Source organism: Psychrobacter sp. UBA5136 (assembly GCF_002414005.1).
GTDB lineage: Bacteria > Pseudomonadota > Gammaproteobacteria > Pseudomonadales > Moraxellaceae > Psychrobacter.
This window is the reverse complement of sequence record NZ_DHYG01000043.1, coordinates 43,146-56,605: the sequence shown is the minus strand read 5'-3', so window position 1 is coordinate 56,605 and position 13,460 is coordinate 43,146. Positions and strand designations below refer to the sequence as shown.

Here is a 13,460-nt window from a genome sequence, read left to right as displayed (position 1 = left end):
AATGAGTATGATAGACATCTATCAGGTAATTTTGAAATATTATGAGTAGTCGCGAACAAAAAAAACTTCAAACCCGGCACGCTTTTTTTAACGCAGTGCTTGATTTATGTATGACCGGACAATCTTTTAGCTCAATTAGCCTCAGGCAGGTCACGCGTGAGGTTGGCGTGGTGCCGACGGCGTTTTATCGTCATTTTGATGACATGGAATCGCTTGGCCGCGCCTTAGTCATCGAAGAGTTAGGCGATACGCTGGCAACCTTAAGTGAAAACTTGCAAATCGGGCGCAAGCGCAGTTTTGATCGCCAAATCGCTAAAAGTATCCAGATGTTTTTATATATGGTCAGCGAGCAGCCTTGCTACTGGCAGTTTCTGGTCAGCGAGCGTTATGGCGGCTCGGAAGCGGTTCGAAAAGCCATCAGTGATCTGATTAAAAAGCACGGTCAAAGTCTCGCAGAAGATTTGGCCCTGCAGCCGGCGTTCAACCACATCAACACCTATGATCGTAGGCTACTGGCAGAAGCTGGAGTCAACATGTTCTTTTCTTGGATTATTGACTGGCTCGAGCTGACCTACACCGAAGACCATGATGACGAGGTCGATTTGGCCGAGATTGAAAACAAAAAACAGCTGATGCTGCATAATTGCACGCGGCAAGCACAGATGCTGTTTTATGGTGCCTACAACTGGAAATCTACGGAAGAAACGCGCTTAGGCGACTAAGCAATTAGGTAAATCCTTGTTCATTGTTTAAAGATGGTTGTCTTATAGTTTTTAAGAATTTGATTAATTTTTAAAATTTGGTTGGTTTTTAAAAATTTGGTCGAAACGCCCAAAGTCGCTGCGTCACTACGCGGAAGTCTTTGGGCTTTTTACTATCAGCATTTTGAGCGTTTTGCGCATCATTGCTGTTTTTATTACTATTGACGCTGCTATTTCCCGTTTCACCATCCGTAGCAGTTTTACTAATAATAATGGTCGCAAAGCGTTGCCTTGCCTGACCAACAGACGCATTATCACTAGCAGTAATAAGCGCCATAAAAGCTTGGCTATCAACGGCCAATAGTGGCGTTAATGCTTCGCGCTGCTCTTCTTTTATGCTACTTAATACTGGCAACTGCCAAACATCATCAATGGAGTTAAATGCTTGTTTTGCGCGCAACTCAACGATACTTTGCATTTGCTGACTGCTCGCACCTTCTACCAAGGCAGCAAGCAAAACGGGACTGGCGGTATTAATATTAATGGGTAAATAATACGGCACCGCGGTGATATAAGGACGTAGTGCCGCTAATACTTCTGCATTAATACTCTTTACCTCTGCTAATTGATCAATACTAAGCAAAGCTTGGTTGGGTAAAGTTTTATCTGTGCCGCGACCAGTCTGTTGACTATAAATCACACTTTCATCACCGCCATCTTGATAAACTTCCCCGTCGGCATCTTGATAATCAAGGATGGCAACGGCGATTTCAGGCTCTAGATTTAACTGCGTGAGCAGCCTTTGAAAGACGGCCAATGCAGCAGTATCAACGGCGCCATTATGATATAAATTATTGATGTTAAAACGACTGGCCTCGTCGCGTAATTCGATGCCGATGCTATGTCCACCCAGCGTATAAGGCGGTATGGGCTGCGCCCAAATGTCCTGCGCGCTATCGGTATCATTTAGCTTAGCGTCAGCACGAATAAGAGTGATGGCCAATTGCTGACCGGCATTGATGTCTTGTAAGAGCTGGTTTTGGTCAAACAATAAGCCGCTACGCCTAATGGCAATCTTTTGGCTGGCAAGCATCGCCCCTGCAACCACGGTAATACTGACCACCAATAGCAAGATAGTCAGTAGCGCAACCCCGCGCTGCGAGTTGGCATTTATGGACACAACTGGCTTCATTGGTAGCTCACTTGGCATAAACAGCCTTTATCATTGACCAAATGGCGCATTTTCAATAGCGTTTCCTGAGTGATTATTTTCTACAGTGTCATTGGCTTCATTATTAGTGCCGCCGTTATCGTTGTCGTTATTATGGTTATTACTACCATTGCCATTAGGTTTGTTAGGAGTATTTTTATTGCTGGCATTTGCACTAATATTTGGTACTGGCTGCGGAGTCAGCGCCCATTGCCAAGTAATCGGCATATCCTGATAGGTAAAGTTAAGCGCAACTCCTTTTGGTAACAGTATAATCTCAGACGTTTTATTGGCTGAATTCGCCAGCTGCCCTGATGCGGCATTGTTATTGTTACTGCTGTCTTTACTTGGAAATTTAGCACTTACTTCAGGTAAATAGGCTTGCCAGCGCCCAGCCGTGACGCCTTCGAGCAATACACTATCTAAACTTATGCTATCACTGCCAAGGCTGCTATATTGACGGCGAATTAAGCGCTCATCAGCAAAAATGTATTCAATATGCTGTACGCTTGCGCTGCTTTGATAACGCGGATCAGGGTCAACAAAGCGCACAAAGCTGATACGCTCGCCGTCTAAACTCATAAAAGGTTCAAGCGCTGGTGCATTTTCTTGATGGTTATGATTAGGATTATTATTTGTAGCGTTGTTGGATAAAGAGTTGGCAGCTTGCATACCCAGTGCCTGATAAGGAAGCATTTGGCTCATATCTTGCTGTAACTGCAAATAAGCATATTGCAAAACCGCTAAATTGTCCGCATGAAACTGGGCCCGTTCACGCGCCCGGTTAACGCCATCAAACACTTGCCAACCTGCAACCGCCAGCATAGCAAATATTGCCATCGCCACCATCAGCTCAAGCAGAGTAAACCCATGATTTGATTTCACAGATTGCCTCCATTAGGGTTTAGTCGGCTCAAATCCAAACTACCAACCTCTTGCTCAGCGTTACTTAACATGACGTTGATATCCGTCACTGCGCTGCGCGGCTGCCCGTCTATAATAGGCGCAACAGCGATATTCACCTGTTTTAATGCAGGCGTGATAGCATCTGTGACGGTCATCGTCACTTGCCAATCAAGGCCTTGTGCATTGATGGTTTGGGTTTTATTGGCCGTCAACCACGTATCTTGAATACGCAGATCTGCCGCGGCGTTTTGTGCCACAAACTGCGCCAATGTGCGGGTGCGCAAGACATCGACTGAGCTTAGATAGGCACTACTCGCACGGCTCGCCGCAACCGCAACGACCGCTAAAATTGCTAAGGCAACCATCACTTCAATTAGGGTAAATCCACGCTCGTGCTTTGATAACGTTGTTGGCGTCGATAGCACTGGTTTTTGCTTTAGCTGAATTGGCTGAATAGGCACACTTTTATTGCTATTTATCATCAGCTATTGCCCTTGTCCTATCGACATACTGCCATCGGGCATAATCATAATCACCTCGCCGACCAAACGCGAGTTGTGGCGCACCTCAATTGTGACAGGCGTGGCCTGCCCTGTGCCAAACCACAAAACTTGCGGGACGTTTTGGCCAGTAAACCACGGCTGCAGCGCTTGTGCTTGTCCTGCATTCGAAATATTTCCCGCATCCAAATTTTGTACGCTTAAGCTCACGCCCGTAGGCAAGGCAGGGAGGCTAATTTCTGGTTCAATCTCCCAGCTTGGTGTGGGCGCTTTATCTGAAGCAGCTGACACACTCGTCAAATTTGCCGACAACTCCATAGCATTTTTAGGCGTGCTGTCTCCACTAGAAGAAGTGGCAGCCTGAGTTTGATAAGCAACATACGGATTAGATAGCGTGACAATAACGGGTGACACTTGCCCTTGCTTATCAGCTTGCAAACTTAAGCCCATCGGCTGCATGCGCTCAGCGGATAATAATCGCACGTAGCTTAATGAATCTGTTAAATGCTCATAAAAAGCGCGGTTTTTGCGTGACTCACTACTACCGACCGACAAGCTCATCATGCCTGCAAAGATGGATAAAATAACGACGACGACAACAATTTCGACAAGGGTAAATCCCGCTTGCCTATGTTGAATTGCTCTTGAGGAAGTCGATTTTGACATACAGAAGTCATCTAGAATGGCGTCACTTTATTAAAAATGACGATAGATTGTATTGTGTATAAAACGATGGATATGACAGATTACAGAAGAAAAAGCTGTAAACTTATACATTGTAGAAGATAAATTTAACGTGCTGCCATACAGAATATAACAACACGGATTTTTATAAAATAATGACGCGCTACATTTAAAATATAATGGCAATCTAGAAAGTAGCCATCTAGTAATTGGTATTACGATGCTCTTCTGACTCAGTATCGATTTGCTCTACCAATTCCTGCATATCCTCATCCATCACTTCATCATCGGCCGCCGGATAATGGCTTGGCAGCTCAAGCATTTGCTGCACAAAGGCATAACGCAGAGTGTCACGCCGACCTAAGTAACGCTGATAAAAACTTGAATTTAATAGTCCTGCACCGCCCTGACCCATTGCCCAAATCGAGGACAAATAATCACGCGTACTCAAGCTACTATGCTGCTCTTGTAAATACGCGCTGATAATATCAATTAAACGCTTCATCCGCTGACGGCGAATATCATAAAGCTCGCCAAACAAGCGATTTAGACCTGTTACTGATGCCGCCAGACGCTCTTCGATTTGGTTAAGGAGCATGGCTTTTTGTGGATTAAAGAGCTGCTGGAGAATCATACGCGCCACCCCTGCTGACGGACAATCGTCAATGCGATTGATCTCAAACAATTGCTCTTCGTATCGGATAATAATGCGCAAATAGAGCTCATCTTTACTGGAGAAATGCTTATATAAGGTGCCTTTAGCCAAATCGAGCTGGTCTGCCAAGCTGTCTAAAGTGATATCACCATCGCCTGACTCAAGTAGCAATTGCTCTGCCATCGCTAAGATATTCTCTTCTCGTGCCTTGAACTGGTGCTGACGACTCATAATTTCTCCTAAAACCTGACAATATCATGCATATGACCGTCCTTTACATTATTGTATCGGCAGCACACGTATGGATTGTATAACCGCTACGCCAATACCACCAAAGGAAATATGCTTATGTTTGCTGACCAGTCATTATAATCATAGGGTTAAGTTCAGTATTAAAAATACATAAAACAAGAAACCACACACTCGTTAATAAATGACTGATTGGTCATAGCATAACCATTTTAGTGGTACTGTGCCAGTAAATTTTCAAAGTTTTTTGCAGTCAGTGCGCCGACTTCATCGCTACTCCAGCCATACATCTGGGCAAGATAGCTTGCCACATACGGTACGTACGCAGGTTCATTAGGCTTGCCGCGCTTTGGCACAGGCGCTAAATATGGACTGTCGGTTTCGATAAGTATTCTATCCTTGGGCATATTTTTTGCAGCATCTTGAATGATTTGCGCGCTTTTAAAGCTCACAATGCCCGAAAATGAAATATAAAACCCTAAGTCTAACGCTCGTTTTGCCGTCTCCCAGTCCTCGGTAAAGCAATGAATGATACCGTGTTCAGCGCCTTCTGCTTTTAGGATATCAAGCGTGTCTTCTTTGGCATCACGCATATGCACGACTAGGGGTTTTTTTAAGCTTTGGCTGGCATGAATATGACGTGCAAGGCTGGCTTGTTGCTCCTTTTTATTTTCCGTCGACCAGTAATAATCCAGTCCCGTTTCCCCTATCGCCCACACGTGCTCCGCATCAGCGGTTTTGATCAAGCGCTCGACCGTCGCTGACTGTAAGACGCTGATATCTTCACAAGGATGAATGCCAACGCTCATACCAAGATTTAGCGTCTCATCATTGTAAGTACGAACAATATCAGCAATCTCATCGTATTCAGCGAAATCACACATGATCGCCATGGCACGGGTAACATTCGCCTCTTTCATCGCAGCAATAGCACCGGACAATTGACCATCATACTTGGTTAAATCCAAACGGTTTAGATGGCAATGCGTATCAGTAAACATAAACAATCTCGTTAATAAAAATCAATAGGTGGAGTATCTTAAAATCTGTATTTGGTAGTCGTAATGGTATTAATTGCTCTGATAAATGGGTTTTTCAAGTCGTGTTTAACCAAGCCATTGTTAATGTAACGGCACCACGCGCATCACTTCTTCTATGGTCGTTAACCCTTCGCTAATGCGTTTTGCTCCAGATAGGCGCAGCGGCTGTACGCCTTCGCGGTAGGCTTGCTGCTTAAGCGTGTCTAAATTGGCATCGGCGGCGACCAGTTTTTTTAGCTCATTGGATAATGGCATAATCTCGTATAGCCCAACGCGGCCTTGATAACCGGTATGGCGGCAGTGCTCACAGCCCTGCGCTTTATAAACTTGGGCGGGCACGGGCGCGCGCCAAGGCTGTACCAGCTCTTGCCATTGAATAGCTATCTCGCTATCTGCGGTGACATCAACCGTTTGCTTGCAATGCGGGCATAACGTTCGCAGCAGGCGCTGCGCCATTACGCCCAATATCGTTGCTGAGGTTAAAAAAGGCTGAATACCCAAATCGTGCAGACGGGTGATAGAGCTTGGTGCGTCATTGGTGTGCAAAGTCGAAAGTACCAAATGTCCCGTTAACGACGCTTGCACGGCCATATTAGCGGTTTCGGCATCACGAATCTCACCGACCATAATAATGTCTGGGTCTTGGCGCATCAACGAGCGAATACCGTCGGCAAAATGCAAATCTACCCCCGGATTGACCTGCATTTGATTAAAGGCGGGCTCAATCATTTCAATCGGATCTTCAATGGTACAAACATTGACTTGCTCGGTGGCAAGTTGCTTTAGCGTACTATATAAAGTGGTCGTTTTACCCGAACCTGTCGGACCAGTAACCAAAATAATGCCGTTTGGATGCGCGGTCAGCTCATGCCACGTCTCAAGCTGCTTACCTGATAGACCAAGCTGAGCAAATGAGCGCACCAGCACTTCTGGGTCAAATACCCGCATCACGAGCTTTTCGCCAAAAGCGGTCGGCATGGTAGAAAGACGCAGCTCAGTCTCTAAGCCTTTTGGTGTCCGCGTTTTTAAGCGTCCATCTTGCGGTTTGCGCTTTTCTGCGACATTGAGCCGTCCCAAAATTTTAATACGGGCGGTCACTGCCACTATAATCGCGAGCGGCATCTCATAGACACTATGCAATACCCCATCAATACGAAAACGCACTTTGCCTGTCTCGCGGCGCGGCTCTAGATGAATGTCGCTCGCGCGCTGCTCAAAGGCATATTGCAACAGCCAATCAACGACTTTTACAATATGTTGGTCGTTGGCATCGGGGTTGGCGTTATCGCCGAGCTGCAATAAGGCTTCGACATTGGTGACGTCCGCCGCCGCGCGCTTATGCAGGGAGTTTGCGCCCGCAATCGCCTGCGTGACTTGATAAAACTCTTGCCGATAGCGATTGATTTGTTCAGGATTGATAAAGACCGTACGATAGCTCTTTGATTTAATCAATTTTTCAATATTGCCATGCCAATCGGTATAAAACGGCTGATCGGTGCCAATCACCACCTCATCCAGCGTCACCTCAATCGATAAGATATACTGCGAGCGTGCATACTCAAACGACATCAGCTGCGTCACCGCCGGTACATCGACCTTTAACGGGTCAATACGCACCAGCGGCATATCTGCTTTGGCAGCAAGCCACTGATTGAGCCACGCCAGCGTTAATTTATTTTCAGGACTATTATCAGGCGCATGACCATTTGGCAAACCAAACTCGCTGATGGTCAGGAGCGGATGCTGAGCCTTGTTGCGGCGACTGGTAATAATAAGATTATAGCCGCGTTGATCAATCACCTTATCTGCCAACAATTCGTCTAGGCACCAACGTAAATCAATCACTATCGAGTACTTTTGAGCAGGCATAATTGTCTTCTTTTATAGTTTTATTCTTATAAGGTTTAAGGCATTTGGCAGCGGCGATATTTACTATAATTCTGATAATTTACTTTCATTCTACTATGGCGATATTTGTTATCTGTAATTCATCTGTTTTCAATAACTGAAAGCTGACATCAACAGACTTATAACGCATGACAAATGACGACCCTGTCTCTCTACGCCGATAAGCCGGGCGCGGGTCTTGGGCTATCAAGGCTTTAATCGTATCGAGATCAGATATCAACAACTGTTTTTGAGTGTTATAAATGACCGCTTTAACCGTCAATCTCTCATCTTTAGCGTTTTTTTCTACGCCATTGGCAAACCTTTGATTGGCGATGATTTGCTCAAACTGCGCATAAGCCAACTCAGAAACCCTCACCTCCAGCAAGTGCGGCGCAGAGGGTGCAAAACCGCTTTGCGCTTCAGGCATTGCATCACTATAAGCGACATAAGGCTTGATATCGATAATTGGCGTCCCATCTATCATATCAGCCCCGCTAACGATAAGTAATACCCGACCCTCTACAATCTCAATGCGCTCAAGCTTGACCACGGACAAGCCGAGCGCTGAGGGTCGATACATACTGCGACTGGCAAATACGCCTATTTTTTGATTACCACCCAAACGCGGCGGCCGCACTTGCGGGCGAAAATTGCTAGCGGTTTTATTGTTTTTATTGGGCTGATTGTCTTTGTATAAACTGTCTTTATATAAATAGTTATGATGAAACTGCCAGCTGACCCAAATATGGCTAAAATCTTCCAGTCCGATAAACGCGGCTGGCGTATCATACGGCGCCAGCATTTCAATGACACTGGTAAGCGCTACCAGATTTGGCTGCCTTGGCGCGCCAAACTTTTGTGACAGCGGCGCGCGGTGGTAGCCGATAATGGGTGATAGATGATGGCTGAAAGGCGCCGCAGTCTGACAAGTCATAACTTCAATCCCAAAAGTAAATAGCTGATAATAATGGCGCGCGCCAATGATAGAAAATTATTCGCTAACGATATTCCATTTTATCATGGTAGAGACGGGCGGCTAGGCGGATTTTTATTTTAAAGTTTGTTATGATGAGCGAGAAATTTATTGAGAATGGCTTGCATTCATAAAACATGCATTCATAAACTACACACTTATAGAGAGTGCGCACTTATAAAGTATGCGCGTCAAAAATTACTTTTATCGGCAGGGCTGTTATTTGATAAAACCTGATGCCTTATAAAACCTCATAATAATGTTAAAATAATGGTTTTTATTGCTTGTCTGGCTGATTCAACGCTTTATCTTAATTAACACTTTGCATCACTTTAAACCAGTTAAAAATCTTATTTAGCACATCTTTTAATTGGCGAATACACATTACCACTTACTAACGAGGGCTTTATGTCAAAACTCCGCACCGAAACGGTTACAGAGGTTCATCATTGGAATGACTCTTTATTTAGCATCAAAACCACGCGTGACGATGGCTTACGCTTCCGTAATGGCGAGTTTGCGATGATTGGCATCGTTGTCGACGGTAGACCGCTATTGCGTGCGTACTCGATTGCTAGCCCCAACTACGAAGAGCATCTGGAATTTTTCTCCATTAAAGTACAAGACGGTCCGCTAACCTCGCGCTTACAGCATATCAAAGTGGGCGATGAGTTGTTGGTCAGTAAAAAGCCAACGGGCACCCTGGTACTGGACGATTTATTACCGGGTAAGCATTTATATATGCTGTCAACGGGTACAGGGCTTGCGCCATTTTTAGCGTTGTCACGGGACCCTGAAGTCTATGAGCGTTTTGACAAAATTATCTTGGTGCACGGCGTGCGTCAGGTCAAAGATTTGGCTTATCGGGAGATGTTCGAAGAAGAGCTGCCAAACGACGAAATCTTTGGGGAAGAATTCCGTAAAAAATTCATTTACTACCCTACCGTCACGCGTGAAGAGTTTAGAAATACTGGCCGTATCACTGACCTGATGAAGTCTGGCAAGTTCTTTGAAGATATTGGCCTGCCGCCTATGAATAAAGACGATGATCGTGTACTTATCTGCGGTAGTATGCCATTTAATGCGGATATCTCGACAATTTTGGACGACTTCGGTCTTACAGTCTCACCGCGCATGGGCGTGCAAGCAGATTATGCCGTTGAGCGTGCCTTTGTTGGTTAAAAATGAATTTTTATCGCAAATATGATAAATAATTCTTGACGGCTACATCTAGGCTGCTATAATACGCAGCCTATACAGAGTTAACCCTGTAGCCCAATTTGATATCGTCTAGTAGTAAAGACTTTATCTCCTAACATGCCAGTGTGATGGAATTGGTAGACATGACGGATTCAAAATCCGTTGCCTTTAAAAGCGTGTCGGTTCGAGTCCGACCACTGGTACCACTATACGAAACCCTTACAGTCTATAGATTGTGAGGGTTTTTTATTGCGTGAATTATTTATAAATTGGTCGAGTAATAACAGCGTAAAATAAAATTTTGATACTATCTTGATACTTTAATACATCTGCATGTTCACGTATTATAGTGCTATTAATATAATAACTGCGGCGTGACGGATGAATTATGAAAGTTAAGCTTAGTAAGAAGTTTATCGATTCAGTTGCATATGCTTCAAATGGTACAGACATCTACATGGATGAAGTATTAACGGGTTTTGCACTTCGTGTGGGTAAGCAATCTAAGAGATACACGCTTCATAAACGCATCAATGGTAAGCTCTATCGTGACGAAGTTGAAGAAACACATCTAATCACTTTGACTGAAGCTCGTGAAAAAGCGAGCACGATGATGGTCAACATAAAAAAGGGACTTGATGTTTACGATGGTTATCACGCTACTCCAAAGTTAAAAGACATTCAAGATTCTGATATACCGACACTTAATGAAGCATATACCTACTTTAAATCTATGAAGCCAAATCTTGCCAGCCGTACTATTGAAACTTATGATCAGCAAATACTTGGTCGACTCGATGACTGGCTTGATATATCGTTAAACGATATAACTAAAACTATGATAAGTGAAAAACATAAGGAAATCAGCAAATCTAGTCCAGCTCAAGCGAATGCTACTATGCGAGCTCTTCGATCAGTATGGAATTATTGTCAAGATAGCTTCTTAGATGACGATGAGGAGTACATAATAAAGGATCAACCCATTCGAATACTGAATGCCAAAAATGATTGGAACAAAATTAAACCTCGTACTCGTCATGTTGAAGAAGAGTATTTAGGAGTATATTTTAGAACTTTGATTGAACACCGTGACGGTAGTTCTTTCAAACAAGCATCTTATAGCAATAATGCTCGTGATCTTTTACTGCTTTTTATGTTTGCTGGAGTTCGCTTAAATGAAGCGCAGACACTAAGATGGGAAGATGTAGATCTTGACGCTGCTCGTATCGTTTTTAAAGCCACTAAAAATGGTTCTGATTACCATATGCCTACTGGAAAAATACTTCAAGCCATACTTAGTGAACGCTATAGATTGAGCAATGGAGAGCGTTGGGTATTTCCGAGTGATTTGAAAAGAAATAGCGACCACGTTAAAGATTTGAGCGGTAGTTATCATTCAATATCAAACAAAGCTGGCTTGCACATTACGCCTCACGATTTGCGTCGTACATTTGGCACTGTCGCTAATAGTCTTAATGTAACCTATCCAGTGTTAAAGAGACTGCTCAATCATCGTGAGGCTAAATCTAGTGATGATGTGACACTACATTACATACAGGTATCACAGCGACAATTACGTGAAGCTTTAGATGAGATTGAAGCTTTTTATTGCAAGCATATAGGAATGACTCAAGATGAGGTGATTAAGAGTCTCTTACAGACATAACTTCATATAATTTTTTTAAAGTTCTGTACAACTAACTAATCGATAGAACATGTAATGACATTTTGATTAGGAGACATACTATGGGTATCAAACTTGAATTTGGTATGACACAGAATAGTAGAGATCAAAAAATCTGTGTTGATTATTGGGTATATGATCATAAGGAGGATTATCTTGAACATGTACAAATGATATGTCAGAAATATAGAATCAGCTCAAATCTATTGTTTGAGACGATTGCTCAATGTTACGCTTGTTTAGATGATGTGCTCTGTGAGTACTGTGCAAGTGCTTGCCCGGTAGAGATGCCAGCAGATATCCTATATATGCGTGCTCAAGATAGTTGGTGTTGTATGGTTTGCAAAAACGCAGTATGGCAAAAGGATTACGTTTGATTGCTTTCAAACTTATATAGTAATTATTGCAAAATCTACAGTAGTAAATTACATTATATGATTTTTTATAAACAATCATATATGCCAATTATTCTGATTAAACTGGTTCACTATCTCTAGTAACCCATTTACCAAACTCAAAACTCTCGTTATATTTGATTTTGAAACTGTTGTTTACAAGGTAAACACATTCCGTATTAAGAGTTGTATTCGAAGTATAGAATTTTTCTGTATTAAGACCTAAATGCTTTATAAAAAGCGGCTTAGTGAAAAATTTTTTTAAATAGGTACTATATTGACCATCTCTATCTATGACAAAACCACATTCAACACAAGTGTTGACTATAAAAACTTTGTTAAGTATTTCACTACGCACCTTTTTTATGGGTGAAAAAACATAATTCTTAGAAAAATGTGTATTAATAATTCTAAGCTCTTTATCGCTACAATTTTTTATTTTCTTAGAACGTACTTTATAGTCTTCTTTATATCTCACCTCAGAAATTATCGGATTGGAGTAACCACATTTAGCGCAAGAGTCTTTACTCACCCCTAAAGTCATCTCAGTGATACCGTTGGATTTAAATCTAAACTTTGTAGAGGTGAATCGCTCATAAGGTATAAAAACTAGGCCTTGTGACACCAATCTTTGTATAAAATTCTCTAATGGTAGCGTAATAGGCTTAAATGAACGGTGGTTGTACCGACTACTGTTGCTGTCTAGCTTATTCACGTTATAAATCATATAAGCTTGATTGTCCTGCGTCTTATTTCTATAAATAGAGAATACAGGTATATCTTTCGTACTATAAGCATAATCGCCTGTAATTGCGTTGGTATCTTTAATTGAGCCACTTCTAAGCAACCACGCACACCTTACATCTGATTGAGCATATTTTTCTTGTCTGCATTTTGTTTCTATAAAAGTTTGAGGGCTCCATTGCACTTCAATGGCAATCTTAGCTTTACCTTTTTCTGCGTAGATATCTGCTATCCATTCCTCACCACTAGGGGTAACCCCTCTTTTTTCGACTGCTACATTCCAACCATTTCTATCTAATTCTTTCATAACAAGATATTTGATATGCATGTGTTCGGCAGTTTCACCACCAGTCGAGCAGTTAGAGTCTTTAGGTTTTGTCTTATGGGCGAAGAACTGCGTACCTAGCTTACTTGTCTTTAGTATTGCTCGATTGCCACAGCAAGCCATATTGAAACTGGACGTTTTATCTTCTTTTAACGCTATCCAGTCTTTTAGGCTATACATAAAACTATAGATTTTTTCATCATTCTTTATACAAATAAAAGCCATATTGACCCTTAGTTATTTTGACTTTTGATCTAGCAATACATTCTTATATATATTCATGCTTTATAAGATGATCGCGCAT

At 42.7% G+C, this 13,460-nt stretch carries 13 protein-coding genes and 1 tRNA gene; 5 read left to right on the top strand and 9 right to left on the bottom strand.

The features are described from left to right. Window positions 1-41 precede the first annotated feature (41 nt). Window positions 42-722, top strand: coding sequence for a TetR family transcriptional regulator (locus B4240_RS06185; protein ID WP_296237516.1), 681 nt, complete (start codon window positions 42-44; stop codon window positions 720-722). 88 nt (window positions 723-810) lie between these two features. On the opposite strand, the gene gspK is transcribed toward B4240_RS06185, so the two are convergent. The 8 genes from gspK to tsaA form a co-directional block, all read right to left on the bottom strand. Continuing rightward, a complete protein-coding gene (gspK, locus tag B4240_RS06180) occupies window positions 811-1,911 on the bottom strand; it encodes a type II secretion system minor pseudopilin GspK (RefSeq protein WP_296237514.1) in 1,101 nt (366 codons plus the stop codon). 12 nt (window positions 1,912-1,923) lie between these two features. Next, a complete protein-coding gene (gene gspJ, locus B4240_RS06175) occupies window positions 1,924-2,796 on the bottom strand; it encodes a type II secretion system minor pseudopilin GspJ (protein ID WP_296237512.1) in 873 nt (290 codons plus the stop codon). Then, window positions 2,793-3,299, bottom strand: a complete 507-nt coding sequence (gene gspI, locus B4240_RS06170) for a type II secretion system minor pseudopilin GspI (protein WP_296237510.1) — start codon at window positions 3,297-3,299, stop codon at window positions 2,793-2,795. The genes gspJ and gspI overlap by 4 nt, the downstream gene beginning before the upstream one ends. A 3-nt stretch (window positions 3,300-3,302) precedes the next feature. Beyond that, complete coding sequence (locus B4240_RS06165) at window positions 3,303-3,983, bottom strand: prepilin-type N-terminal cleavage/methylation domain-containing protein (protein WP_296237508.1); 681 nt, start codon at window positions 3,981-3,983, stop codon at window positions 3,303-3,305. A gap of 220 nt (window positions 3,984-4,203) precedes the next feature. Then, window positions 4,204-4,887 (bottom strand): TetR/AcrR family transcriptional regulator, encoded by a 684-nt coding sequence (locus B4240_RS06160; RefSeq protein ID WP_296237505.1) that lies wholly within the window; start codon window positions 4,885-4,887, stop codon window positions 4,204-4,206. Window positions 4,888-5,117: 230 nt separating this feature from the next. Next, window positions 5,118-5,906 (bottom strand): TatD family hydrolase, encoded by a 789-nt coding sequence (locus B4240_RS06155; protein ID WP_296237503.1) that lies wholly within the window; start codon window positions 5,904-5,906, stop codon window positions 5,118-5,120. A 120-nt stretch (window positions 5,907-6,026) separates the two neighbouring features. Then, window positions 6,027-7,814 (bottom strand): GspE/PulE family protein, encoded by a 1,788-nt coding sequence (locus B4240_RS06150; RefSeq protein WP_296237501.1) that lies wholly within the window; start codon window positions 7,812-7,814, stop codon window positions 6,027-6,029. An 85-nt stretch (window positions 7,815-7,899) separates the two neighbouring features. Continuing rightward, on the bottom strand, window positions 7,900-8,769 hold the full coding sequence (tsaA, locus tag B4240_RS06145; protein ID WP_296237499.1) for a tRNA (N6-threonylcarbamoyladenosine(37)-N6)-methyltransferase TrmO: 870 nt from the start codon (window positions 8,767-8,769) through the stop codon (window positions 7,900-7,902). 447 nt (window positions 8,770-9,216) lie between these two features. Here tsaA and B4240_RS06140 point away from each other — a divergent pair, with 447 nt between their 5' ends. From B4240_RS06140 to B4240_RS06125, 4 genes are all read left to right on the top strand, one after another. Continuing rightward, entirely contained in the window at window positions 9,217-9,990 is a 774-nt protein-coding gene (locus B4240_RS06140) for a ferredoxin--NADP reductase (RefSeq protein ID WP_296237497.1), read from the top strand. Window positions 9,991-10,127: 137 nt separating this feature from the next. Continuing rightward, a tRNA-Leu gene (locus tag B4240_RS06135) sits at window positions 10,128-10,214 on the top strand. Window positions 10,215-10,396: 182 nt separating this feature from the next. Beyond that, window positions 10,397-11,674, top strand: a complete 1,278-nt coding sequence (locus B4240_RS06130) for a tyrosine-type recombinase/integrase (RefSeq protein ID WP_296237495.1) — start codon at window positions 10,397-10,399, stop codon at window positions 11,672-11,674. An 80-nt stretch (window positions 11,675-11,754) separates the two neighbouring features. Then, entirely contained in the window at window positions 11,755-12,069 is a 315-nt protein-coding gene (locus B4240_RS06125) for a hypothetical protein (RefSeq protein WP_296237494.1), read from the top strand. 97 nt (window positions 12,070-12,166) lie between these two features. On the opposite strand, the gene B4240_RS06120 is transcribed toward B4240_RS06125, so the two are convergent. Beyond that, entirely contained in the window at window positions 12,167-13,381 is a 1,215-nt protein-coding gene (locus B4240_RS06120; protein ID WP_201582950.1) for a competence protein CoiA, read from the bottom strand. Between the last annotated feature and the right edge of the window lie 79 nt (window positions 13,382-13,460).